Annotated in this window: 24 protein-coding genes; 10 read left to right on the top strand and 14 right to left on the bottom strand. The window is 64.4% G+C overall.

The window, feature by feature from the left end:
* Positions 1-109: 109 nt before the first annotated feature.
* The 3 genes from LDZ23_RS17880 to LDZ23_RS17870 are packed head-to-tail and all read right to left on the bottom strand — an operon-like array spanning position 110 to position 2,703.
* Positions 110-1,036, bottom strand: coding sequence for a cation diffusion facilitator family transporter (locus LDZ23_RS17880; protein WP_008353375.1), 927 nt, complete (start codon positions 1,034-1,036; stop codon positions 110-112).
* A 15-nt stretch (positions 1,037-1,051) separates the two neighbouring features.
* On the bottom strand, positions 1,052-2,107 hold the full coding sequence (gene selD, locus LDZ23_RS17875; RefSeq protein ID WP_008353377.1) for a selenide, water dikinase SelD: 1,056 nt from the start codon (positions 2,105-2,107) through the stop codon (positions 1,052-1,054).
* 32 nt (positions 2,108-2,139) lie between these two features.
* Entirely contained in the window at positions 2,140-2,703 is a 564-nt protein-coding gene (locus LDZ23_RS17870) for a putative glycolipid-binding domain-containing protein (protein WP_033536168.1), read from the bottom strand.
* Between the two features lie 236 nt (positions 2,704-2,939).
* On the opposite strand from LDZ23_RS17870, the gene LDZ23_RS17865 reads away from it, so the two are divergent.
* On the top strand, positions 2,940-3,362 hold the full coding sequence (locus LDZ23_RS17865) for a BspC domain-containing protein (protein WP_008353380.1): 423 nt from the start codon (positions 2,940-2,942) through the stop codon (positions 3,360-3,362).
* 6 nt (positions 3,363-3,368) lie between these two features.
* On the opposite strand, the gene LDZ23_RS17860 is transcribed toward LDZ23_RS17865, so the two are convergent.
* The gene (locus LDZ23_RS17860) at positions 3,369-3,893 is read right to left on the bottom strand and encodes an RrF2 family transcriptional regulator (RefSeq protein ID WP_008353382.1); all 525 of its coding nucleotides are present in this window, start codon (positions 3,891-3,893) and stop codon (positions 3,369-3,371) included.
* A 399-nt stretch (positions 3,894-4,292) separates the two neighbouring features.
* Between LDZ23_RS17860 and LDZ23_RS17855 the strand changes: the two genes are divergently transcribed.
* Complete coding sequence (locus tag LDZ23_RS17855) at positions 4,293-4,517, top strand: hypothetical protein (protein ID WP_008353384.1); 225 nt, start codon at positions 4,293-4,295, stop codon at positions 4,515-4,517.
* A gap of 67 nt (positions 4,518-4,584) precedes the next feature.
* Here LDZ23_RS17855 and LDZ23_RS17850 read toward each other — a convergent pair whose 3' ends face one another.
* The 5 genes from LDZ23_RS17850 to LDZ23_RS17830 form a co-directional block, all read right to left on the bottom strand.
* Positions 4,585-5,376, bottom strand: coding sequence for an anti-sigma factor family protein (locus LDZ23_RS17850; RefSeq protein ID WP_081851847.1), 792 nt, complete (start codon positions 5,374-5,376; stop codon positions 4,585-4,587).
* Positions 5,373-5,897, bottom strand: a complete 525-nt coding sequence (locus LDZ23_RS17845) for an RNA polymerase sigma factor (protein WP_008353386.1) — start codon at positions 5,895-5,897, stop codon at positions 5,373-5,375. The genes LDZ23_RS17850 and LDZ23_RS17845 overlap by 4 nt, the downstream gene beginning before the upstream one ends.
* Positions 5,898-5,943: 46 nt before the next feature.
* Positions 5,944-6,084, bottom strand: a complete 141-nt coding sequence (locus LDZ23_RS17840) for a hypothetical protein (protein ID WP_160172887.1) — start codon at positions 6,082-6,084, stop codon at positions 5,944-5,946.
* 74 nt (positions 6,085-6,158) lie between these two features.
* The gene (locus LDZ23_RS17835; protein ID WP_033536167.1) at positions 6,159-6,539 is read right to left on the bottom strand and encodes a COG4315 family predicted lipoprotein; all 381 of its coding nucleotides are present in this window, start codon (positions 6,537-6,539) and stop codon (positions 6,159-6,161) included.
* Positions 6,540-6,704: 165 nt separating this feature from the next.
* Positions 6,705-7,691, bottom strand: a complete 987-nt coding sequence (locus LDZ23_RS17830) for an AraC family transcriptional regulator (protein WP_008353388.1) — start codon at positions 7,689-7,691, stop codon at positions 6,705-6,707.
* Between the two features lie 219 nt (positions 7,692-7,910).
* On the opposite strand from LDZ23_RS17830, the gene LDZ23_RS17825 reads away from it, so the two are divergent.
* Both LDZ23_RS17825 and LDZ23_RS17820 read left to right on the top strand, forming a co-directional pair.
* A complete protein-coding gene (locus LDZ23_RS17825; protein ID WP_008353389.1) occupies positions 7,911-8,963 on the top strand; it encodes an aldo/keto reductase in 1,053 nt (350 codons plus the stop codon).
* A 186-nt stretch (positions 8,964-9,149) separates the two neighbouring features.
* The gene (locus tag LDZ23_RS17820; protein ID WP_008353390.1) at positions 9,150-10,331 is read left to right on the top strand and encodes a 4-hydroxybenzoate 3-monooxygenase; all 1,182 of its coding nucleotides are present in this window, start codon (positions 9,150-9,152) and stop codon (positions 10,329-10,331) included.
* Positions 10,332-10,379: 48 nt separating this feature from the next.
* On the opposite strand, the gene LDZ23_RS17815 is transcribed toward LDZ23_RS17820, so the two are convergent.
* Positions 10,380-12,587 (bottom strand): amylo-alpha-1,6-glucosidase, encoded by a 2,208-nt coding sequence (locus tag LDZ23_RS17815; protein WP_235366214.1) that lies wholly within the window; start codon positions 12,585-12,587, stop codon positions 10,380-10,382.
* A 242-nt stretch (positions 12,588-12,829) separates the two neighbouring features.
* Here LDZ23_RS17815 and LDZ23_RS17810 point away from each other — a divergent pair, with 242 nt between their 5' ends.
* The 3 genes from LDZ23_RS17810 to LDZ23_RS17800 all read left to right on the top strand — a co-directional run bounded on the left by LDZ23_RS17810 (position 12,830) and on the right by LDZ23_RS17800 (position 16,971).
* On the top strand, positions 12,830-13,813 hold the full coding sequence (locus LDZ23_RS17810; protein WP_008353393.1) for an acyltransferase family protein: 984 nt from the start codon (positions 12,830-12,832) through the stop codon (positions 13,811-13,813).
* Positions 13,814-14,226: 413 nt separating this feature from the next.
* A complete protein-coding gene (locus LDZ23_RS17805; RefSeq protein ID WP_008353395.1) occupies positions 14,227-15,021 on the top strand; it encodes a sulfite exporter TauE/SafE family protein in 795 nt (264 codons plus the stop codon).
* Positions 15,022-15,273: 252 nt separating this feature from the next.
* Positions 15,274-16,971, top strand: a complete 1,698-nt coding sequence (locus LDZ23_RS17800; RefSeq protein ID WP_008353396.1) for an acid phosphatase — start codon at positions 15,274-15,276, stop codon at positions 16,969-16,971.
* Positions 16,972-16,974: 3 nt separating this feature from the next.
* Here LDZ23_RS17800 and LDZ23_RS17795 read toward each other — a convergent pair whose 3' ends face one another.
* Entirely contained in the window at positions 16,975-17,367 is a 393-nt protein-coding gene (locus LDZ23_RS17795) for a RidA family protein (protein ID WP_008353398.1), read from the bottom strand.
* A gap of 137 nt (positions 17,368-17,504) precedes the next feature.
* On the opposite strand from LDZ23_RS17795, the gene LDZ23_RS17790 reads away from it, so the two are divergent.
* Positions 17,505-18,401 (top strand): NAD-dependent epimerase/dehydratase family protein, encoded by an 897-nt coding sequence (locus LDZ23_RS17790; RefSeq protein WP_008353399.1) that lies wholly within the window; start codon positions 17,505-17,507, stop codon positions 18,399-18,401.
* A 58-nt stretch (positions 18,402-18,459) separates the two neighbouring features.
* On the opposite strand, the gene LDZ23_RS17785 is transcribed toward LDZ23_RS17790, so the two are convergent.
* The 3 genes from LDZ23_RS17785 to LDZ23_RS17775 form a co-directional block, all read right to left on the bottom strand.
* On the bottom strand, positions 18,460-19,569 hold the full coding sequence (locus tag LDZ23_RS17785) for a malate/lactate/ureidoglycolate dehydrogenase (RefSeq protein WP_008353401.1): 1,110 nt from the start codon (positions 19,567-19,569) through the stop codon (positions 18,460-18,462).
* Positions 19,570-19,748: 179 nt separating this feature from the next.
* Positions 19,749-21,218, bottom strand: coding sequence for a M20 family metallopeptidase (locus LDZ23_RS17780; protein ID WP_034471776.1), 1,470 nt, complete (start codon positions 21,216-21,218; stop codon positions 19,749-19,751).
* Between the two features lie 98 nt (positions 21,219-21,316).
* Positions 21,317-23,767 carry a penicillin acylase family protein gene (locus LDZ23_RS17775; RefSeq protein ID WP_244808144.1) on the bottom strand — a complete coding sequence of 817 codons (2,451 nt, stop codon included), beginning with the start codon at positions 23,765-23,767 and terminating at the stop codon, positions 21,317-21,319.
* Between the two features lie 142 nt (positions 23,768-23,909).
* Between LDZ23_RS17775 and LDZ23_RS17770 the strand changes: the two genes are divergently transcribed.
* Together LDZ23_RS17770 and LDZ23_RS17765 are read left to right on the top strand one after the other, a co-directional pair.
* On the top strand, positions 23,910-24,095 hold the full coding sequence (locus LDZ23_RS17770) for an oxidoreductase-like domain-containing protein (protein WP_235366212.1): 186 nt from the start codon (positions 23,910-23,912) through the stop codon (positions 24,093-24,095).
* 92 nt (positions 24,096-24,187) lie between these two features.
* Positions 24,188-24,697 (top strand): DUF1993 domain-containing protein, encoded by a 510-nt coding sequence (locus tag LDZ23_RS17765; RefSeq protein ID WP_008353409.1) that lies wholly within the window; start codon positions 24,188-24,190, stop codon positions 24,695-24,697.
* Positions 24,698-24,713: the final 16 nt, after the last annotated feature.

Genomic DNA, 24,713 nt, shown 5'->3' with positions numbered 1-24,713 from the left:
TGCGGACGACGCGCACGCCATATGCTAGCGCGATGACGTCCGCGCGGCAGGAGCGGTCCCGGACGACCCTGAAAGCCGTAGCACGCCGCGCTCCTTACCTGCCCTCGCCTCAGGCGGCCGTCGGCTCGCCGCGATCGCGTGCTACGTCGGGTTCGAAGAACACCCAGCGCACTTGCGGAAAGGCGCGCTGCAGATCGTCTTCGATGATGTTGATCGCATCGATCATCGCGCCGCCGCTGGCGTAATCGATCATTTCGGCCTGCACTGCCACCACGACGTGCTTGCCCCATTGCAGCGTAATGAGGCTGATGATGCGCGTGATTTCCGGGCGCGTGCGCAAGTGCGCGTCGATCGCCTTGCGTACTTCCGGGCTCGCCGATTCGCCGACGATCATCGACTTCACTTCACGCGCAACGAGAAACGCGATGATCATCAGCAGCACGCCGACGCCGATCGAGCCGGCGGCGTCGTAGGCCGGGTTGCCGGTGAGCATCGTCATGAGCACGGCGGCGAACGCGATCGCAAGGCCGAGCAGCGCCGCGACGTCCTCGCCGGCGACGACGAGCAATTCCGATTCGCGCGTTTCGCGAAACCATCGCCATAAGGTTTTGTTCGGCGCGCCCTTGCGGATTTCGCGGATCGCGCCCGCGAGCGAAAAGGCTTCGAGCACGACGGAGATGCCGAGAATCACGAGCGCGACGATCGGGTTCGACAACGGCTCGTGATGCATCAACCGATGCGCGCCCTCGTACACAGAGAACGCTCCGCCGACGAAGAACAGCAGCAGCGCGACGATGAGCGCGTAGAAATAGATTTCGCGCCCGGAGCCGAGCGGATGCAGCGCGTTCGCGGGCGCCTGCGCGCGCTTCAGGCCAAAGAGCAGCAACAGTTGGTTGCCGCAATCGGCCGTGGAATGGATGGCTTCGGCGAACATCGCGCCCGAGCCGGTGAAGGCAGCCGCCCCGAACTTGCAGACGGCGATGCCGAAATTCGCGGCGAGCGCGTAGAAAATGGCTTTCGGGGATTCTTCCTTCATGCGTTTCGAGTTTGTTTAGCTGACGTCGACGTGGCCCCGGCCGTCCACCATTTCGCCGATGATCGTCGCGTCGTGAAAGCCGTCCGCGCGGAAGATCGCGAGCACGTCGTTCACGGCATGCGGGGCGCACGACACGAGCAGGCCGCCCGAGGTCTGCGGATCGGTCAGCAAGGCGCGGGCCTCCTCACCTTCCTTGCCTTCGACGTTCAACGAGATGTGGTCGCCATACGCGCTCCAGTTGCGTCCCGACGCGCCCGTGTAGATGCCCGCGCGCACGAATTCGCGCACCTGCGGCAGCCACGGCAGATCGGCGTAACGGATGCGCGCCGTCAGTTGCGCGCCGCGCGCGAGTTCGAGCGTGTGACCGAGCAGGCCGAAACCGGTGACATCGGTGAGCGCGTGCACGCCCTCGAGCTGCGCCAGTTCCGCGCCGGGACGATTGAGCTTGGTGGTCGCGTCGATCATCGCCCTGTAGCCCGCCGCGTCGAGCTTGTCCTTCTTCAGCGCCGCCGACAGCACGCCGACGCCGAGCGGCTTGCCGAGCACGAGCACGTCGCCCGAGCGCGCGGCCGCGTTGCGCTTCACGCGCGACGGATGCACGATGCCGAGCGCCGCAAGCCCGTAGATCGGCTCGACCGAATCGATCGAATGGCCGCCCGCCACCGGAATGCCCGCTTCCGCGCACACCGCTTCGCCGCCCTTCAGCACTTGCGCGATGACTTCATGCGGCAGCACGTTGATCGGCATGCCGACGAGCGCGAGCGCGAGAATCGGCTTGCCGCCCATCGCGTAGACGTCGGAGAGCGCGTTGGTCGCGGCGATGCGGCCGAAGTCGAATGGATCGTCGACGATCGGCATGAAGAAGTCCGTCGTCGCGACGATCGCCTGCTCGTCGTTGAGCTTGTAGACGGCGGCATCGTCGGCGGTGTCGTTGCCGACCAGAAGATTCGGGAACGCGGGCAGCGGCGTCGCGCGCTTGAGCAGGTCGGCGAGCACGCCGGGCGCGATCTTGCAGCCGCAGCCGCCGCCGTGGGACAGGCTCGTGAGCCGGGGGGAAGTCGTGTCGGTCATAGTGGAAATCGGTTGAGGCGAATGTCTGCGTATTATCGCCGGATGCGCGTGAAGAGGCCGGGATAGTCGATCACGAGGCCGTCTTCGTCGACGGTGATATCCGCCGTGAAGCCCGTGTCGAGCCCTTCGTAACGATAGCGACAATCCGGCTCGATGCACGTATAAGCCTGCTCCACCGCGCTCACGCCGAGCTCGGGCACGCGCACATAAGCGACGCGAATCACGCGCCGTTCGCCGCGTTCGAGTTTCAGGCGGCGGATGGGCAGCGTGTTGGTGAAAGGCGTCGCGGTGATGTCCACGTCGATACAGCCGCGCAGCGCCTCGAGCGGCTCGCCGTTCGCATCGGTCCATGCGTGCGCGTCGCCGTTGTCGCCGTCCCTGCGATGCAGATCGAGCGATGCGCCGCCCGCGAGCTTCAGCGCGAGCCGCGTCACTTGCCAGCGCGCATCGCATTCGATGCGATACACGAGACCGAAGGCACACGCTTCGTCTTCGCCCACGACCGCGCTTTCGATCACGATGCCATCGCGCGTTTCATCGAGAACGAGATGCTCGAGCCCTGAGCCGTCTCGTTGCGACCATCGCACCGCTTTCATTGGGCACCTCGTTCGCGTGTTTATCGGCATCAAAGGATACATCGCTGCGGGCGAGGCTTTCGATCGGCATTCGACCTGCGCGAATCGCTCGACGTCACAAAACGTCACACGGTATACTTCGCGCCATTCCTGCGCAGGCGCGCGCACCGCACGTTCAGCGCCATTCACGCGATCCGTGCTCCGGCGATCCGCGCTCTGCCCGAACATCTCCGAACGCCCTTTTCATCGCCCATCGCATGAAGAACATTCTTGCTCCCGCCCTGGCCGCGCTCGCTTTGTCGGCGTCGATGTTTCAGCTCGTCCAGGCGCAGGAAACGCCGGACGTGCCCGAGGATTATTCGTATCTGACGAGGCTTCACGTACCGGATGCCGTCGCGCAATGTGTCGCCGCATTCGATCGCTGGGTGGAGAACGCGCCGAAGTACGACACGCTCATCGTGCCCGACCGCCGCGTGCTCTCCGCGAAGATCGACGACGATACTACGATCTTCAGTGTCGGCAACCCGATTCCGGTCGATCAGGTCATCGTGATGCGCGCGTTCGCGAAGGCGCGCGGCAAGGAGCAATGGACGCGCGTAGATAGCCGCTGCGGCGTGCGCGCCGGACATGTGGTCGGCGTATCGCTCACGCCGAACATGAAGCCGAAGATCGTCCGCTAAAGTCTTTCAGCGCTTGGCCGCGCGGCGCTGGTCCGTGCGCCCGCCGAGCCATTTGACGACCTGCGGCCCGAACGTGCGCGGCGCTTTCGCATGCATGCGCCCGGAGAGATCCGCCAGCCGATCCGCCGCGAGCGCTTCACGCATGCGCTTTTCGGCGTTCTTCATCACCGCGTGAACCGCGCATACGCCGCTCGTCGCCCAAGGCGGCGCGTCGTCGCCGAACACGGCGCAGCGCGCGCGAATCTCCCTGCATTCGAAGAGAGGCTTGTCGCCGTCGATTGCGTCGACGACATCGAGCACGCTGATTTCCTTCGACGGACGCGCGAGCGCGAAACCTCCGCGCGCCCCTTCCGTCGCGACGACGAGTCCCGCCTTGTGCAGCTTCGTGAAGAGCTTCGCGACGTATTCCGCAGGCACGCCCTGCAATTCCGCCAGATCGCGCACGCTCGCCTCGCGCACGCCGTGTGGCGGCTCCGCGAGATACAGCATGCAGTGCAGCGCGTACTCGACGCCCGTGCTGATGTGAGACATGTTCACTCCGACATTTCGAATCGGAGTTCAGAATAGCGCGTCCTGCATCCGCCGTACAACGGCGCACGACGGAGCTTGTAGACGCCCGTCGCGAATATTTCAGATTACACGTTTGCTTACAAACGAACACGGCTTGTCATTTTGCGAACCGCTAAATTGGTCTCCATGGATTCACACGGAGAAACCCATGAAGAAACTAGCGATCCTTGCAGCGTTGAGCGTGTTGTTGGGTAGCGCGCTATCGGGCTGCATCGTCGTGCCGGACGGCGGCGGTTATCACCATCATCACGATTACTACCGTTGATAAGCCGGTCCTGAACCACACGCCAAAGTTTGGCCGAACTGCGACCAATCGACTCGCGGTTTCACCGCCAGGCAAACGACCAAGGAGCACACATCATGAACAAGACGAAGAAAAGCCTGTTGATCGCTTCCCTTGCCGCCGCGCTGGGCATGGGTCTCGCAAACGCGGCGTCGGCGGACGTTCACCACGGTCCCACGCATCGCGTGACGGTCGGCTGGCATGGCGAGCGCTACTGGGACGGTCATCGTTACTGGCAGCGTCAGGAATGGGAACGCCATCATCACCATGTCGCGCCGCCTCCGCCGCATCGCTATCGATAAGCACGATCGCGCATGAGAAAGGCCGCAACGATCACGCATCGTTGCGGCCTTTTTATGGATTCCCGGCTCACCAGTTCTTCGGATCGCCGCCCAGCTCCTTGCAGGTGTCATAGGCGATTGCCTGCAGCTTTTCCTCGCCGATCTGCCCCGAAAGCGCATAGCCGACGCGATTCCACGCCCAATAGAACGTGGTGCGTTGTCCGTCCTTCAGCGTGCGGATCTTGCTGTCGTTGCGCCTGATCGTGGCGGTCGTCATGTAGAGCGTGAGGCGCTCGCCCGCCGCGTTCTGATACATGAACTGCGCGGCCGGACCCTCTTCGTCCGGCAACAGGCGTCCGCCGACGAGCTGAAATCCGTACTCGGCCAGCGACGGAATCGTCACCGCGCGATTCAGCCGCTTCGAGAGCCAGGTGACGAGATGATCTTGCTGCGACGCCGCCACTTCCACCGCGTGCCGCTGCTCGGGCGCGTACACGGCATACGCGATATCCGCGCGTTCCGCGAAGCGCGGCTTGTCGCCGAGCGCGGGCAGGAGCATCTGCAACAGGAATCCGCACGCGAGCCCGACGGCCATGAAGCCTGCCGCGATCAGATAACGCTCGCGCGAGCGCGGCCGCAGACGCACGATCTGCGGCTCGCTCTGATCGGCGAAGAGCGCGCGCAACGCATTGTCCTGCGCACGATACGCGGCGACGGTCGCCTCGCTCGCGGGATCGCCCGCGACGCGTTCGGCCACGGCATCGCGCTCATTGCCGGGAAGTTCGTCGTCGATAAAGGCGGACAGCGCCTGCAGATCGCGATCGGGTTTGGGCGGCCCCATACGGTCGCCGCCTTCGGATGGACGGTCTTGATTGGTCATGAGCGGCTCACCACTTTCAGCGACGAAGGCGACGCCTTGCGGCCCGATTCCTCGCCGAGCAGAACGCGCATGTGCTCCCGCGCTCTCGACAAGCGCGACATCACGGTTCCGGTCGGCACATTCAACACCACGGACGCCTCCTGATAACTCATTTCCTCGACACACACGAGCAGCATCACTTCGCGCTGCTCGACCGGCAGACAGTACAGCGCGCGCTGCACGTCGCGCAGCACGAGGCCGTCGACTTCCCCGCGCGGCGCGGCCATCTGCCGCCAGGGCGCGCTTTCGTCGTCGACGGCGATATCGCGGCGACCGCGCAACTGGTCGATATACAGATTGCGCATGATCGTGAACAGCCACGCGCGCAAATTCGTGCCCGCATGAAACGACCGGGCGCGATTGAGCGCGCGCTCGGTCGCGTCCTGCACGAGATCGTCGGCCCAGGCGCGATCGCCCGTCAGCGCGCGCGCGTAGCGGCGCAACTGCGGCAGATGCGCGAGAAGATCGCTCTCGAAGCTCAAGACCGTGCGTCCTCTTGCGTGCGGGGCGAGCCGGAGGCGTTCGCCATCAGTAGCTGCCTCCGCCGGCAGGTCCGCTCGGCGCGCCAGAAGAAGGCGGCGCACTTTGCGTACCGCTCGCGCAGCCCGCTGTGCCGAGCGCGAGCCCGAGCGCGATCAGGAGCGCCGTCACGCCGATCGATCGTTTCATGGTCGTTACCTGTTGATTGAAAGACTGGCGGACTCGCCGATTTATTCCGCGAGCCCGCATCGATGCGAAGGCGCTCAGGGCTTCACGACGTGCCAGACATCGCGGAAATTGTCCCCGTTCTTGTCGCCGGGCTTCGTGTCCTTCGCGAAGCGATAGACGCGCTTGCCGTCATAGGCCCACTGTTTGCCGCCGTCGGCGGATTCCATGGTCCATTTCCCGCTCGGCTTGTCGGAGTCGCTCGCCATCGCGGCGGGCCAGGCCTGCGCACAGCCGCCGCTGCACGCGCTCGGGCCGCCTTTCGTGTCCTTGTCGAAGGTGTAGAGCGTCATGCCGTTTTCATCGACGAACATGCCGTTCGATTCTTTCGGCGCCGCAGCATGCGCGGATGACGCGAGCGAAGCAAAAGCGGTAGCGACGGTTGCGGCAGCGACGAACATCTGGATACGCTTCTTCATTTCATCTTCCTTGTTGTAGAAGTATCCGTAGAACGTTCGGAAGCGCTGCACTATTCCGCGGACGATGAAATAAATCGATGCGGCAGCGCCGTCGCATCGCCTGTCGGCAATCCATTCAAGACCATTCGCGCGCGCTCGGCCAGTGCTTCGTTGAAATTTCGGTGCTCAGGCCCCCGCGGCGGCGGCCGTCGCGTCGCGCCAGCGGCGGGTGTCGCGCAACGGCGGCGCACCGAAAAGCCGGCTGTACTCGCGGCTGAACTGCGATGCGCTTTCATAGCCCACGCGATGCGCGGCGGTGGCGGCATCGACGATATCGAGCATCATCAGGCGGCGCGCCTCCTGAAGCCGCAGCTGCTTCTGGTATTGCAGCGGGCTCATCGCCGTCACCGCCTTGAAATGATGATGCAGCGACGACACGCTCATGTGCACGTCCCGCGCGATGTCCTCCACGCGCAGCGGCTGGTCGAAATGCTGGCGCAGCAACTGGATCGCCTTCGCGATGCGCTGCGTCTGGCTGTCCTGCAGCGCGATCTGCCGCAGACGCGCGCCGGAGCCGTTCATCAGCAGGCGATACAGGATTTCGCGCTTCACGAGCGGCGCGAGGATCGGCACGTCCTCGGGCGTGTCGACGAGCCGCAAAAGGCGCAACACGGCATCGAGCATCGAGTTGCCGAGGCGGTTCACGTAGAGGCCGCGCGAGGCGTCGGTCTGCGTCGCGGGCGGCAGGCTTTCGTCCTGGATCAGCGACGTGATTTCGTCGACATCGAGATCGAGCCGCATGCCGAGATACGGCTCGGACTCGCTCGCCACCGACACCTGCCCGCACACCGGCAGATCCACCGACGACACCAGATAGTGCATCGGATCGTAGATATAGACCTCGTCGCCGACCATGAGGCGCTTGCTGCCCTGCGCGATGAGCGCGAGCGCGGGCGTCTGGATGCCGTGCTTCGGGCCGCCCGGATTCATGATCCGATGCAGGAACAGCCCCGGCACCGGCGTCTCGACCGAGCCTTCGCAACCGATGGTGAAACGGTCGAGCAGCGCGACGAGATCGAGGCGCGCCTGATCCAGCGCGGCGTCATGACGCGTTTCTTTCGGCTGGTCATGACTTTCTTTTCCGGCGAAGCCGGGCGTGTCGTTCAGAGCCATGGTTTGCGGACCATTTTCAAGATGGGAGAAGTCTGGTTAGCTTACTCGCGCGAGCGCGTGATTGCTCGCGCGCGCCCCCAGCGTTTGCAGGAACAGGCAAGGATTGAACAGGATCAGGCTATGAACCCGCCGCGCGCCGGGACGATACTGCATTGTCGGCGCGGACCCTGTCGTGAAGGTCGTGCGATGCCGCGCCATTCCAGTCACTCGGGAGCAACCATGCGTTACAGGAAATTCGGCAACACCGGTCTTTTCGTCTCGGAGCTGTGCTTGGGCACGATGACCTTCGGCGGCGGAACGGGCGGAATCTGGGACAACATCGGTCAGTTGCAGCAGGCGGAAGCCGACAAGCTGATCGGCCGTTCGCTCGATGCGGGCATCAATTTCATCGACACCGCCGACGTCTACGCCGACGGCCGATCCGAAATCATCACCGGCCAGGCGCTGAAGAACCTCAACGTGCCGCGCGAAAACGTGGTCGTCGCGACGAAAATCCTTGGCGAGACCGGCACCAAGGGCGTGAATTCGCGCGGCGCGTCGCGCTATCACATCATCGATGGCGTGAAGGCGAGCCTGAAGCGGCTGCAGCTCGATCACGTCGATCTGTACCAGATTCACGGTTTCGATCCGGCGACGCCGATCGAGGAAACGCTGCGCGCGCTCGATAATCTCGTGCAGCATGGACACGTGCGTTACATCGGCGTTTCAAACTGGGCGGCGTGGCAGATCATGAAGGCGCTCGGTATTTCCGAGCGTCTCGGTCTTGCGCGTTTCGAGTCGCTTCAGGCGTATTACACGGTCGCTGGCCGCGATCTGGAACGCGAAATCGTGCCGCTGCTGCAAAGCGAGAACGTCGGGCTGATGGTCTGGAGTCCGCTCGCGGGCGGCCTGCTTTCGGGCAAGTTCACGCGCGAAGGCGGCAAGGAAGAAGGCAGCCGGCGCACCAAGTTCGACTTCCCGCCGGTCAATGTCGACCGCGCGTACGACTGCGTCGACGTGATGCGCCGCATCGCGGAATCCAAGGGTGTATCGGTCGCGCAGATCGCCCTTGCCTGGCTGCTGCATCAGAAGGTCGTGTCGAGCGTGATCGTCGGCGCGAAACGGATCGAGCAGCTCGACGACAACATCGCGGCGACCAACGTGCGTCTCAACGAAGACGAACTCGCCGCGCTCGATGAGGTGAGCCAGTTGCCGTCGGAATATCCCGGCTGGATGCTCACGCGCCAGGGCGAATATCGACGTAATCAGTTGAAGGAGGAAGCGGCGGAGTAAGGCCGTCCGGCGCGGGCGACCGGCCCGCGCCGGCTAGGGATTTACCCGTACTTCAGGCCATTTTGCCGCGTTTTAGGGGCTTTATCTCCGAATCAGATAGTTCTTATCCTCCCTATCGCGTTGCGGCATAAGGCCGCTCTGCCGACACTGTACGCACAACATCACCACTGCCTCACGGAGACAATCATGCGTACTCAAGTCGGCATCGTCGGCGCCGGCCCGGCCGGGCTTCTTCTCTCGCACCTGCTTCATTTGCGCGGCATCGAATCGGTCGTGCTCGAAGCGCGCAGCCAGAACGACATCGAATCGACGATTCGCGCCGGCGTGCTCGAACAAGGCACGATGGACACGCTCACTCAGGCCGGTCTCGGCGCGCGCATGCAGGCCGAAGGCGCGCTGCACCACGGTTTCGAGCTCGCGTTCGAAGGCCAGCGCCGCCGTATCGCGCTGACCGAGCTCACAGGTCACTCAATCACGGTCTACGCGCAGCACGAAGTCATCAAGGATCTGGTCGCGGCGCGGCTCGCGGCGAACGGCGAGCTGAAGTTCAACGTGTCGAATGTGTCGCTGCACGACTTTCAGGATGGCAGCGATCGCAAGCCGCGCATCAAGTATCAGCACGAAGGCCGCGACGAAGAACTCGAATGCGACTTCATCATCGGCTGCGACGGTTCGCAGGGCGTTTCGCGACAGTCGATTCCCGAAGCGGTGCGGCAGGATTATCAGCGCATCTATCCGTTTGGCTGGTTCGGCATTTTGGTCGAAGCGCCGCCCTCCTCCGATGAACTCATCTACGCGCGGCACGATCGCGGATTCGCGCTCATCAGCACGCGCTCGCCGGGCGTGCAGCGCATGTACTTCCAGTGCGATCCGAAAGATACGGTCGATGCCTGGTCCGACGACCGCATCTGGGCCGAACTGCACGCACGCGTCGATACCGCCGATGGCTGGCAGATCACCGAAGGCAAGATCTTCCAGAAGAACATCGTCGGGATGCGCAGCTTCGTGTCCACGCCGATGCAGTCGGGCAAGCTGTTCCTCGCGGGCGACGCAGCGCATATCGTGCCGCCGACAGGCGCGAAGGGCCTGAACCTCGCCGTGTCGGACGTGCGCGTACTGAACGCCGCGCTTCTCGATTTCTATCAGGAAGGCAACGGCGAGAAGCTCAGCCGCTATACGGAAACGGCATTGAAGCGCGTCTGGCGCGCCGAGCATTTCTCGTGGTGGATGACGCGCATGCTGCACAAGCTGGACGATACGTCGCCGTTCGAGCAGCGCCTGCAGGTGGCCGAACTCGAACATGTGACGACATCGCGCGCGGCCGCCACTGCCCTCGCCGAAAATTACGTGGGCAGCGTCGCGGTATAAGCGCGGACCGGTCGCACGGCGCTTGGTCGGCGCCGTGCGTCGTCGACGTTACAGAACGGCCACGACCCTGACGTCGCCTTCGACGGACGGAATGACCTGCCCGCCGACGCGCCGGAACGTGATCGTCGCGGTCTTGTCGCCGAGCCGCAGATCGCCGATTTCGAGCCAGTCGATGCCTTCGGGCAACTCCGGCCGGTCGATACGCACTTCTTCCTTGACGGCGTCGACGGTCACGCCGAGACACGCTTCCAGAATCATGAAAGGCGCGCCCGCCGCCCACGCCTGCGGCAGACACGCGACCGGATAGGCGATCGGCCGTTCGCCGCGTTGGCGCGTGAATCCGCAGAAAAGCTCCGGCAGACGCATGTCGAACGTGACGGCGGCTTCGAACAGCGACTGCAGCAGTCCCACGGCCGCGCCGCGATCGCCGTAGCGCGCGAGGCCGCGTGCGCAGAGCGCGGTGTCGTGCGGCCATACCGAGCCGTTGTGATACGACATCGGATTGAAGCGCGGCTGCCCCGCCGCAAGCGTCCGCACGCCCCAGCCCGTGTGAAAGAGCGCCGATTCGAGTTGCTTGGCGACAGCCTCGCCGCGTTCGCGTTCGACGAGATCGAACGCGAGCAGATGCCCCGCATTCGACGACAGCACGCGGCATAGCTCGCCCTTGCCATCGAGCGCAATGCCGTAAAAATCCATCTCCGGCATCCAGTACATCTCTTCGACACGCTCGCGAATGTGACGCGCACGCCGCTCGAACTCGCTTGCGTTCTCGCCTTGCCCGCGCTCGCGGGCGAGACGCGCCATCGTGGAAAACGCGGTCGATGCGTAACCCTGGACTTCGACGAGCGAGATCGGGCCGATCGGAAACTTGCCGTCTGCGTGGAAGACCGAATCCTGGCTGTCCTTCCACCCCTGATTCGCCAGACCGTGCTCGGATGCGCGCTGGTAGTCGAGCAGACCGTGCGGATTCTTGTCGCAATGGCGCGCGACCCATTGCGCTGCGAGCTGCAGCGCCGGCCAGATTTCATCGATCAGGGCGGTGTCACCGGTGCGTTCCGCGTATGCGCCCGCCAGCACGATGAAGAGCGGCGTGCTGTCGACGCCGCCGTAATAGAGCGCGAACGGCACTTCGCCGGTTGCCGCCATCTCGCTCTTGCGCGTCTCGTGCATGATCTTGCCGATTTCGGCATCACGGAAAGCGGAGTCTTCACGCGCCTGATTCGCGGCGAGGAAGCGCAGCACGCCGCGCGCGAGCGTCGGATGCAGCCAGAGCATTTGCAGCGACGTGATGATCGCGTCGCGGCCGAACGCCGTCGAGAACCACGGAATGCCAGCGTACGGATAAGGGCCGGTTTCGAGATCGGTGGTGAGCAGCCCGAGATCGGCGAGCGAACGGTCGATCCATTCGCTGAAGAGCGGATTGCTCGAACGCACGCGCGCGCTCGCGCGGCGCCGGTCGCGCATGCGGCGATGCGCCTCCACGAGCGCGTCGCGGATCGCCGGACGGCCCGATTCGGGCGCGCATTCGGCCGCTTCCGCGGCGTTGCGCTTGCTTTGCTCGCTGGCGTCCGAGAGCGCGTGCGTCACGGCCGTCACCGAGAGATACACGGAAATGGCCGTTTCGGACTGGATATGCAGCGCGTAGTCGGCGCGGGTGGGCGAAAGCACGTCCGGCGCGGGCGTGAACTGGATGCGCGCCGTGCGCTCCACCTCGTCGAGGCCGACATAGCGCAACACGACCTCGCCGTTCTCGACGACCGGCGGACGCAAAGCCCCGCGCTTGCCACGTATCGCGCCGCGAACCTCGAACATGTCGAGGAAGTCGGCCTTGAAGGAGATCGACAGCGGCACGGTGGACGGCTCCGTGCCGTAGTTCGTCAGCACGATGCTCTCGTGCAGCACATGCCCCGACAGCACGCGCTTGCGTTCGACGTGGATTACGCCTTCCGGCGTGCGTGCTCCGCCGATGGGCGGCAGCGGGCGGTTGGTCAGGTGCGCGGTAAAGACGGCGTTGTCGCTCGATACGCTGCCCGAAAGCAGCGACGGCGCGCGTCCGCCGAACGTCAGCACGAGCTCCGAAAGCACGCGCGTGTCGTTGACGAAGAGGCCGTCGTCGTCGCCGCGGATATCGCCGTTCGCATCGTAGACGGCGAACGTGTTGCCCGACTTCAGCACGAACTGGCGTTCGCTCGGTATGTTCGGGTGCTCCGTCGGGATGAACGCTTCGTCCGGCAGCTTCGATTGCGACACCTGCATCTGCTGTTGTTGCTGCTGTTGCTGCTGTTCCTGTGTGTTCATTGCACCTTCCTGAAAGTAATCTGAAGGGTTTCGTGAGGCGTTCGGGGGCGCTTACCCGCTGTCATCGACAGCCTTTCGACCCGCCCACGCCTGACGCGTTCTCCGCGCGCAATGTCATCTCGATATGTCGGACCATAAGCCTCTCGGCCTTATGTGGCAATGGCTTGGGCTAAAATTGCGCTTTTTGAGCGAACTCAGAGGTGGATTTGCGCAACAGAACAATCGACGCAGCCCGAGGGATCGGGATCGTTCTTGTTGTCCTTGGACACGCCATTGGTTTGCCAGAGTGGCTCTTCCGAGTCATTTACTCGTGTCATATGCCTCTGTTCTTTTTCCTGTCTGGATACCTTTTCAACGGCAAGAGAGGTCCGCTAGAGGTCATGCGCAGGAATTCCCGACGCCTTCTGATGCCGTACGCAGTCGCCGCCGCAATCGCGATCTTCCCGTCGATTCTATTTGGGAATACAACCAGTCTCTCCCAATTCTTCGTGCAACTCGGGGGTACGGCGTATTCCATACCTCGATCGAATCTTACTTTCTATTGCACGCCGCTCTGGTTTCTAACTTGCCTGTTCTGCACCGAAGCCATGTACGCGGCGTTGACCCGGTACGCGCGACACGTTGTGCATGTCGTGATCGCCGCATCATTGGTCGTCGGCTGCACGTTAATGGCCTTCGTGAAAGGCTTCTCACCCTGGAACATCAAGATCGCTTTTGTCGCGCTCTTTTATTTCCACCTGGGTTTCGTTGCAGCCGAATCCAAAATGCTGGACGGCAGGCGTTTTCCCGCTTGGACGCTGCCACTTTGCGCGCTCGGATGGATCATCGCTTCGCTGTGGAATCCCAAAGCAGCGAACCTCGCCGGCGAGACTATCGGTAATCCAGCGCTTTTCCTCCTCGCATCAATATGTGGGATATGGGCATTGGCCAGGTTAGCCCGGCTCACCGCGACGTCGCGCGCACTCAGTTTTCTCGGTAAAAACACGCTGCCCATATTCGCGTTCAACTATCCCCTCAATCTTTTTGCTCAGTGGCTGTTCGCGCCGACCACGCCGTGGTTCGTCTTCGCTGCTTCGGAAATGGCGTTAGCCGTCGGGTTCGTTTTCCTGCTTCGACGCATTCCGGCAATCGCGCGCGTGTTCTCGATCGAATCGGGACAACGCGCAAGCCCAACTGCGGTCTAGGCCGGCCAGGCTGGTCAGTTCGGCATAGGCTCCGCGAGCCATAGCTGAAGAGTGCTATGCTCTTAGCCCTTTTGTCCGGCCAGCGCTAAAAGGCGTCTGCCGGGAGGCGCACGGTTTCATTAGAAGGCCGGCGCAGCGTTTGGGCTCCGATCGCTGAAAGAGTACTTCGCGGACGCGCGCGAAATCGGGACGCCCTAAGCCGCGACGCCGAAAGGTTCTCACGAAATCCGACCGCTCTCGGCGCGCCTCCGTTTGCAGGAAAAAGGAAAGGATTTTGCCCGGGCAATTTTCGGGCGTCGGTCGGCCGCGATGACCGAGTCGTACAAGGATGTCCGAAGCCAAGAGTCGCGATTCGGACAAATTTTGGATGAACGTTAAACAGCCCCGCCCAGCAAGGGTTGCGGGCGTCCGGCATGTCATTTCCGCATATCGACTTACTTTATTCTGCCTCAGGTCTCGCAGTGGGTTTCCTGGTCGGCCTGACGGGCGTCGGCGGCGGCTCCCTGATGACCCCGCTGCTCGTCCTGCTGTTCGGCATACATCCGGCGACCGCCGTCGGCACCGATCTGCTGTACGCCACCGCGACCAAGACGGCCGGCACGCTCGTGCACGGCATCAAGGGCTCGGTCGACTGGCGCATCACCGGCCGTCTCGCGGCGGGCAGCGTGCCCGCTGCGGCCATCACACTCTACTTTCTGCACGAGCACGGTGTGACAGCGCCGGGCACCGCGCGGCTCATCCAGCTGATACTCGGCACCGCGCTCCTCATCACGGCGGTTTCGCTGATCTTCCGGCCGCAACTCGCGCGCCTTGCCTACAAAAAGGGACATGGCCGCCCCGAACACCCGACGCGTACCGCCGCGTGGACCGTCTTCACCGGCGCGATTCTCGGCCTGCTGGTCTCGATCACTTCCGTGGGCGCAGGCGCAATCGGCGTGACTGTACTTCTGCTGCTGTATCCGCGTCTCGCGACGGCGCGCATCGTCGGCTCGGACGTGGCTCACGCGGTGCCGCTCACGCTGATTGCCGGCACCGGCCATTGGATGCTCGGCTCAGTCGACTGGTCCTTGCTCGCCTCGCTCCTCGTGGGCTCGATTCCCGGCATCGCCCTTGGCAGCATGCTGTCGACCAAGGCGCCGGAAGCGTTACTCCGTCACGTTCTCGCCGCGACGCTCGTTCTCGTCGGAGCAAAGCTCGTGTTCAGTTGATGTTAGTCACGGTCGTTCGCGCTTTCCAGTCGGCCAAAAGACATAGGCCGATTCGTACGATATTCCTGTTTTTTGCCTATGTCGTTCGGCCGGGTTTCCCGCGGCGGGACGATGCGGCATCATCCCCACTCAGTTGAGCCGCACGCAGAGCGGTTCAAGTCGGGGCGCCGGTAACGGGCGCGTCATCTTTCGGCGTCGATCATGCAGCGTGCGTCAACGGGCGTGGGCCGCATATTCACGAGGAGTCAGGCGATGAATGAAAACGATCATCCGCAGCACGAGCTTCCTTCCGGCAACGATACGCCAGCAGGCGACGCACCCGCCGACCCCGCGCGGCGGCGGCTGCTCGCCGCGGGCGTGGGCCTGGCGGGGCTGTCGCTCGGCGGGTGCAATCTGTTCGAAAACAAGCCGACCACCCCGAAAACTGCCGCCGATATCGCACTCGACCGCACGCTCGCCGCGAAAGTGCAGCACATCGTCGTGATTTACGCGGAAAACCGCAGCTTCACGAATCTCTACGGCAACTATCCGGGCGTGCAATATCCGCTGTCGGCGGTGCCGGCATCGCACTACACGCAACTCGATCGCGATGGCGTCACGCCCATGCCCACGCTGCCGAAAATCTGGGGCGGGCTTGTGCCGCAGGCGCAGGAAGTCGACGGCAAGCGCTACGCGATCACCGAGCAGCAGATCATCGATCTGCGCAACGCGCCCTTCCAGATCGCAGACGCGCACGGTGCGCCGCTGCCCAATTCCGTCATCACGCGCGATCTCGTGCATCGGTTCTATCAGAATCAGATGCAGATCAACGCAGGGCGCAACAACCAGTTCGCGGCGTGGGGCGATTCGGGCGGCCTCGTCATGGGGCACTACCAAAACTCACCCGAAACGCTGAAACTTTGGGGGCTCGCGCAGCAATACACGCTCTGCGACAACTTCTTCATGTCGGCGTTCGGCGGCTCCTGGCTGAACCACATCTTCCTCATTTCCGCGCAGGCGCCCTTCTATCCCGATGTCAAAGGCAGCCCGGCTGCGAAGCTGCTCGCGGTCGTCGAAGGCGACGATCCTGCCGGTTCGCGCCTGAAGCTCGCCCCGGATTCGCCCAAATCCGCGCTCGAGGGCCCGCCGAAGTACGTGCGCGACGGCGCGCTCACGGCGGACGGATACGCCGTCAACACCATGTTCCCGCCGTATCAGCCGAGCAACGTGCCGCCTCCGCAAGGCGGCGACTCGCGCTATGCGGACCGCTCGAACGCGCTGGTATTGCCGCCGCAGACGTACGCGACGATCGGCGACCGCCTGTCGGACAAGAACGTCGATTGGGCGTGGTACAGCGGCGCGTGGCAGTACGCACTGGAACATCGGGACACCGGCGCGGTGCCGGACTTCCAGTACCACCATCAGCCGTTCAATTACTTCGCCAACTTTGCGCCGGGCACGGCCGCACGGGCGCAGCATTTGCGCGACGCGGGACTTGGCGACGATCCGTCGACGAACAAGCTACTCGCGGACATCGACGCGGGCCGCCTTCCTGCCGTCACGTTCTACAAGCCCCAGGGCAATCTCAACATGCACGCGGGCTATGCGGATGTCGCTTCGGGCGATCGGCATATTTCGAACGTGATCGAGCGTCTGCGGCGCGGGCCGCAATGGGAGAACACCGTGGTGATCGTCACCGTCGACGAAAACGGCGGCTGGTGGGACCACGTCTCGCCGCCGAAGGGCGATCGCTGGGGGCCCGGTTCGCGCATCCCGGCGCTCGTGATTTCGCCGTTCGCGAAGAAGGGCTACGTCGATCACACCGTGTATGACACGAACTCGATCCTGCGCTTCATCTCGCGCGTGCACGATCTCGCGCCGCTGGACGGCGTGGCCGCGCGGGATCGCGCGTTCGCCGCAAGCGGTCAGGCGCCGCTCGGCGACCTGACAAAATCGCTCGATCTCGCGTAACGGCTAGACGCGTTCGACCCACGCTCGCGCGGAAATTTCCAGCAGATAGCCGTAGTGCAGCGCGCCGACCGGCACGACGGCGCGTGCCGGTTTCCAGGCGCCGAAGTGACGCGCGTAGATCTCGTTGAACGCTTTCCAGTGTTCGACGCCGACGAGATACACCGTCACCTCGATGCAATCCGCGAGGCTCGCACCCGCGGCTTCGAGCACGGTGCGCAGATTCGAAAGCGTCTGTTCGGCCTGCTCGTCGAACGGGAGATCGCCGGTATGCGTGCCGTCCGCGCGCATCGGCAATTGACCCGAAACGCAGACGAGATTGCCGGCGCGCGTCGCGTGGCTGTAGTGTCCGGCGGGAATCGGCAGGCCCGGAGCGTTGATGAGTTCGATCGGTGGCATCGTCGGTCGCGTTGGGTGGATGGCCTCGGATTATTGATTCCGAGTCAAGTTTCATTTGAGACTATCACCGTTTTTGCGAAAGTCGAAGCGGCTCATACTGTGTTCATCGCAGTTTGAACATTCAACGGAGCAAGAACATGAACGTTTTCATCACGGGCGCGGGCGGTTTCATCGGCGGCTCGATCGCGGCGGGACTCGCGCGGGACGGACATCGCGTGCGCGGCCTCATCCGTCGCGCGGAACAGGCCGACGAACTGAAACGCCTGAACATCGAACCGGTGATCGGCAGTCTCGACGACGCGGCCTTGCTCGCCGCCGAAGCGCACGCGGCCGATGCCGTCATCAACGCGGCGAGCAGCGATCATCGCGGCGCGGTCGAAACGCTGATCGGCGCGCTCGAAGGCACGAACAAGCCGTTTCTGCATACGAGCGGATCGAGCATCGTCGGCGACGCATCGGGCGGCGAGGCATCGGAGAAGATCTATACCGAGGACGACCTGCCGGAGCCGACGCCCGACAAGGCGCCGCGCGTAGCGATCGACAATCTCGTGCTCGACGCCGCCAAGCGTGGCGTGCGCTCGACGGTGTTCTGCAACACGCTGATCTACGGCCACGGCGCGGTGCGCGATACCGCGAGCGTGCAGTTGCCGCGTCTGGAACGACAGGCGCGCAAGAGCGGCATCGTGCGCCATGTGGGGCGTGGCCTCAACATCTGGTCGAACGTGCATATCGACGATGTCGTGACCATCTATCGGCTCGCGCTCGAAAAGTCGCCTGCGGGCACGTTCTACTTCGTCGAAAGCGGCGAGGCGCAATTCCGCGACATGACCGTCGCGATGGCGAAGGCGCTCGATCTGCGCGGGCCGGAAGACTGGCCGCTCGAAGAAGCGATCAAGGAATGGGGCTACGAGATGGCCTCGTACGGCCTCGGCTCGAACAGCCGCGTGCGCAGCAAGCGCACCCGCGAGATTCTGGGCTGGCAGCCGTCGCGCACGTCGGTGGTCGAATGGATCGAAACGGAATTGACTGCTTGAGTGAAGTTCGCGCGGCAAATTGGCTTGACCAATTTGCCGCGGCTACCGCTTCACGCAATTACTGCAGTGCGGCCGCGAACTTTTCGATTTCCGCTTCCGGCATGCCCGATTTCGTCGCCGAATCGCGGATTTGCTGCCACGTCGTCGGATCGATTGCGATGCCGTTCGCGCCGCGGTCCGCACGACGCGCCTCTTCCGGCTCGCCCGGCGCGTAGATCGCATCGACGCCTTCCGCGCGCGGCGACGCCTTCATCCATTCGAGGAACGCTTCGGCCTCTGCTTGCGCGGCGGGCGCATCGAACGCGTTCGGATCGACGATCACCGAAGTCATGCAGTTGATGATCGCACTCGATTTCTCCAGCGTCTCTTCGTGCGTCGTGTAGCCGCCCGAGAGCGCGCCGCCGAAGATCTCGCACAGCGCGGCCAGGCCCGAACCCTTGTGCAGGCCGAACGCGGTGAGGGAGCCGAACGGCTCCTCGTGCATCACCTTCGGCTCGATCGTCGGCTTGCCCTCATGATCGAGCAACATGCCCGGCGCGACCTTTACGCCCTTGTTGTAGGCGACGCGCGTCTTGCCGTACGCGATGCCCGCCGTCGCGAAATCGAGCACGAGCGGGCTCTTGCCGTCGCGCGGATAGGCTGCGCAGAACGGATTGGTGCCGAAGCGCCGGTCGATGCCGCCGAAGGGCGCGACGAGCGGATCGCCCGCCACGTTCACGAAGTGGAACGATACGAGTCCGGCCTTCGCGCACTGTTCCGCCCAGTGGCCGATACGCCCGATGTGGTGCGCGTTGCGCAAGCCGACCGCGCATACGCCGAGCTTCTTCGCGCGCTCGATGCCGTGCTCCATCGCCTCGTAGGCGACGACCTGACCGAAGCCCTTGCGGCCGTCGACGGTCAGCACCGCGCCCGCATCGCGCACGATTTCGGCGTGCGTGTTGAGCTGCAACTGACCTTCGGAGAGCGACGCGACATAGCGCGGGATCATGCCGACGCCGTGGGAATCGTGGCCCGAAAGGTTCGACATCACGAGGTGATCCGCGACCAGTTCCGCCTCGCGCGGCGCGCTGCCGGCCGACTCCCAGATGGCGCGGACGTACGCGTGCAGCGTGTCGGCGGCGATGCGCCGTTCAGTGGCGGATGGGGTGGACGTGGGGGATGCATTCATTGCGACACTCGTCTCCATAGTTGATGGCTCGCGCTCTGCTTTTCGAGATGCGCGCGGATTATCACTTTACAGACGATCAACTGGCCTTACCACTTTGTTTTTACGAAATCGCTGAAATCGGCCGAAAAAAAGCCCGGACGAACCGGGCTTTCTCCAGACAGAAGTTCGGCCGCCCGGCCTCAGGGCGCTGCCGCGATGACCTCGGCCACCGACGCCGTCAGCTTCTTCGCGTACGGCACGTGCAGGAATTCGTTCGGACCGTGCGCGTTCGATTTCGGACCGAGCACGCCGCACACCATGAATTGCGAGCGCGGGAAGCCTTCCTTGAGCGTATTCATCAGCGGAATCGTGCCGCCCTGCCCGATGTATGCGACATCCGCGCCGAAGTGCCGTTTCGACGCCTCATTCAGCGACGAGCGCAGCCACGGCGCGAGATCCGGCGCATTCCAGCCCGTCGCCGCGCCCGCTTCGGGCTTGAACGTCACCTTGGCGTTGTACGGCGGATCCATTTCGAGCAGCCGCTGCAGGCGGACGATCGCACTGGCAGCGTCGACGAGCGGCGGCAAGCGCAGCGACAGCTTGAACGCCGTGCGCGGCGCAAGCACGTTGCCGGCATCGGCCAGCGGCGGCAGGCCCGACGCGCCCGTCACCGTGAGCGACGGCCGCCAGGTCGAATTGAGCAGTGCCTCGCGCGGATCGGTCGTCGTGGGCAGAACGCTGCCGCCATCGGCGCCGCACGCCCACGGCAGCTTCTTCCAGACATCGTCGCCGAGAATGCGCGCGGTCATTTCGGCTTCGCGCCGGCGCAGCATCGGAATCGGACAATGAAAACTTTCCGGCAGCAGATTGCCGGTGCTCGAATCTTCGAGGCGCTCGAACAGTTGCCGCAAGATTCGAAATGCCGACGGCGCGATGCCGCCATAGCCGCCCGAGTGGATGCCCTCGTCCAGCACCTGCACTTCGAGATCGCCGGCGACGAGGCCGCGCAGGGACGTCGTGAGCCAGAGCTGATCGTAATTGCCCGCGCCCGAATCGAGACAGATCACGAGGCCGACATCGCCGAGCCGGTCGCGCAAGGCATCGATATACGGCAAAAGATCGTAGCTGCCCGATTCCTCGCACGTCTCGATGATACCCACGCAACGCGGACGCTCGACGCCCTGCGCATCCAGCGCCGCCAGCGCGGTGATGCTCGCGTAGGTCGCGTAGCCGTCGTCGGCGCCGCCGCGGCCGTACAGTTTGTCGTCTTCGAGCTTGGGCGTCCACGGACCGAGATCGCTGCGCCAGCCTTCGAATTCCGGCTGCTTGTCCAAATGGCCATACAGCACGACTGTTTCGGTGCTGCCCGAGCGCGTGGCGGGGGCTTCGAAGAAAATCACCGGCGTGCGCTCCGGCAAGCGGACGATTTCGACCTTCAGGCCTTTGACCGGCTGCGTTCTGATCCAGTCGACGGCGTCCGTGACCACGCGTTCGATGAAGCCGTGACGCGCCCAGTCGCTGTCGAACATCGGGCTTTTCGCGGGCACGGCGATGTAGTCCGTCAGCGCGGGCACGATTTCGTCATTCCATTTGCGATCCACGAAATCCCGCAGCGCGACGGAATCGAGCCGTACTGCTTCGTCGTGATGCGTGCTGTCGCCGATAGTCATGACCGTGTTTCCCTTCGAGGCAAACTTCCATCATAGACGGGATTTGCCCGCGGTTCGACCGCCGCCGAGCCGCGCGCGCACGTTTTCCGCGACTTTTTTCAACGTTTCGGCGCGCCCGGCCCTCCGTCGCGCGTTCCCGAAACGACGACGCGCGTCACCGCCGGATCGGAGTCGATCGACTGTTCGGTGAAGGGAAAGCGCGCCCAGCGTTTCGCCGCGAACGCGCGCGTCGCGTCGCCCGAATGGGGCGATGCCGGATCGTCCGATTCGGAGTGCGACAGCATCGTGTCGGCTTCGACGCCGTTTTCGCCGAAGGTGACGACTTGCACGTAGCTGTCGCCCTGGCCGCTTGAGTCCATCGGATAGCCCTTGGGATCGAGCGGACGCCGCGCGCAGACGATCGTGAAATAGCCCGCTTCGTCGCAGCCGCCGTAAAGCGGCACGCGCGCGCCGTTGCGCGTCGTGTAGAGGATGTCGCCGCGCCGCGAATCGAGCGCGAAGCCGTTCAGCTTCAGCGCGAGCGCCGCGCCGCCCAGCGCCTGACGCAAGTCCTGCACGACGGCAGGATTGTCGATGTTGAAGCCGCCCGGCGTCGCGAGCGGCTTGTTCGGATCGAAGCCGGATTCGTACAGGCGCTCGGGCGCGATCTGCATCGCGCGCTGCCAGAACTCGTCCCACAGGTTCGCGCCGCGCGCGTCGATATCCGCCGTGCCGTTCCACTTGCGCAACACCTCGCAGGCTTCGTGCAGCGGCCCGCCCGCTTCATTCACCGTGCACACGGCGTCGAGCAGCGGCCGGCGGAACAGCCGCTCGGACATCGAGTGCGTCTCGAGCACCGCCGATTCGAGCGCCTCGCGCGTCACGCCGCCGCGTTCGCGCTGCAGACGCGCCGCGAGCAGATGGCCGTAGCGCGTGCGCAGCGATTGTTGGACGCGCGCCGCGCCCGCAATACGCGGATAGCCAGACATCGGCGCATTCGCATTGGTGAGCCAGTAGCTGTCGTTGAAGTTGCCGACGTAGTCGCCGCGCACGGCGCTCGGCAGTTGCTCCAGCGGCAACGCGCCCGGCTGCGCGCTCGTCGCATCGACGCGCCACGCGCACGCGCTTTTCGAGCCGTCGAGGAACGGCACGCCCGGCGCGCGGGCCGCGAACGCGCGTCCGGCGGGCGGCGTGCACGATTGCGCGAGCGCGTCAGGCACGTTCGGGATCGGGCCGATGTCCGCGAACCAGACGCGCACGTCGTCGCGACCGATCGCGAACGTGTTGACCCACGGCATGCCGGCGTAGCGCTTCTGGATCGCCATGAAATCGGCGAGCGAGCGCGCCTGATTCCACGCGAAGAAGTTCTGAAAGGCGCGCGTGTTGTCGGCGTTCACGTCCGCGATCGCGAAGGCGGTTTGCGCGGTCCAGCCGAGGCCTTGCGCCATCGCGGACAGATCGACGACCGGCCCGAAGCGCGTCTTGTACAGCGTGCGCGACACGGACTCATACGTGCCGTCGGCGCGGCGCGCGCGCACGGTGAGCGGCACGGGCGTCATCGCTTCGCTCTGGCCATCGACGAGATAGCGCGTCGGATCGGCGGGATCGAGCGTCAACTGAAAGATGCCGAAACGCCGCGCGCTCGACACCGTATGCGTCCACGCGATGTTTTCGTTGAAGCCGAGGACGATCAGCGGCACGCCGAGAAAGGACACGCCCGCGACGTTCGTCTGGCCGGGAATCGTCAGTTGCGCCTGATAGAAACGGTCCGGGCCGCGCCAGAACCAGTGCGGATTGCCGAACAGGATGCTGCGCCGGTCGCGCGTGATCTGCGCGCCGAACGCGAGCGCATTGCTACCGATGCCCGGATTTTCGCCGATCGGAAACCGCAGCGAATCGAGCGCGGTACGCGCGGCGTCGGCGTCGGCGTTGTCGCCGCGCGGGGCCGCCGCGCCCGGTTTCGGCGGATGCGCCAACGCGATCGGCGTCACGAAACGCGCCGAGCCGCCCGCGAGATTCGCCGCGATCAGACGCAGGTAGATATCGTCGGCGCTGATCTTGTCGACCCACGGCTTGCCCCGGCACGCCGCATGTGCCTCGGGAAAGTTGCCGGCGTTGAGGTCGTCGAGATAGCGGTCGTAGCCGTTCGCGAAGCCGTCGATGAGATCGCGCAATTCGGGCGATTGCGCCGCACGGTAACGCTCGACGGCCGCCTGATCGCCGACCAGACGAAAGAAGAAATCGGCGTCGATGTTGCGCGGCTGACCGAACGTCGCCGCCGACGTCGGGCGTGCATCCGCGCCGAAATACGCCGAGCGCTCGCCGCGATACGTGACGAAGCCATCGGCGAGCGTGCAGAGATTGTCCTGCGCCTGCGCGTAGCCGAAACCGAAGCCGAGGCTGCCCCAATCGGCCGCTCGGATATGCGGAATGCCGTCCTGCGTGCGGCGGATTTCGGCGTGCCAGGCTGTTTGAGCGCCGGACTCCGGCTGCTGGCCGGGCGCCGCGCAGCCGCCAAGCAAAGCGCTCGCGAGCGCAGCGGAGATCGCAAGGCTGACGATCTGATTCATCGCGTGAGTTCCTCGATCCGATCGACGTGATGACGGGGCGCAATCGCCGCCCCGCGCGCAGTATCGCATTGCGCATGACGCGCGCCGCAGCCAAAGTCTAGCCGCCCGCGTCCGCTCAGCGAAGCCGATGCACAATGAAGCGATGAACGATCCATCCCACCCCGCCGACGATCCTCGCCCGACGCCGCCCGAGCGTCCGCTGCCGGAAGACTGCTGCCGCAGCGGCTGCAATCAGTGCGTGTTCGAGTTGTACAGGGAAGCGCTCGAGCGCTATGAGGCCGACGTGCGCGCGTGGGAAGCGCGGCATGCGCAGGCTTCCCGTTCGTGAGTGACTCCGGCCGATTCGAGCAGGCAACCGGGCGCGGCGCTATGCTTGTGACCCCTGTCGTTGTCGAATTCAAACCTCAAGGAGCGCAACCCATGTCCCTCACGATGTATCGCGCATCGATTCCGGTCTTCATTCGCGGACTCGAAGTCTGCGCGGATCTGCTGAAGAAAGGCGCCGCCTTCGCCGATGAAAAAGGCCTCGCTCACGCCGATGTGATCAACGCGCGCCTCGCGCCCGACATGCTGCCGCTCGCCGCGCAGATCCAGCGCGCGAGCGACACGGCGAAGCTCTCGGCGGCGCGTCTCGCGGGCATCGAGGCGCCGCGCTTCGAGGACAACGAGGACAGCTTTCCGGCGCTGCAGGCGCGCATCGAGAAGACGATCGCGTTCCTGAAGAGCATCGACAAGGCTTCGCTCGCCGGCTGCGAAACGCGCACCGTCACGCTGAAATTCCCGGATTTCTCGCCTTCGTTCTCAGGCGACGATTATCTGTTCGGCTTCGGCTTGCCGAACTTCTATTTCCACGTCGTCACGACCCACGACATCCTGCGCCATCTCGGCGCGCCGATCGGCAAGCGGGATTATCTCGGCCCGCTCAAGTAAGCCGGTCGCGGCGCTG

The organism is Caballeronia zhejiangensis (assembly GCF_022879815.1).
GTDB classification, from domain to species: domain Bacteria; phylum Pseudomonadota; class Gammaproteobacteria; order Burkholderiales; family Burkholderiaceae; genus Caballeronia; species Caballeronia zhejiangensis.
The sequence above is the reverse complement of the archived record's forward strand: the minus strand, read 5'-3'. Positions and strand labels throughout refer to the sequence as shown.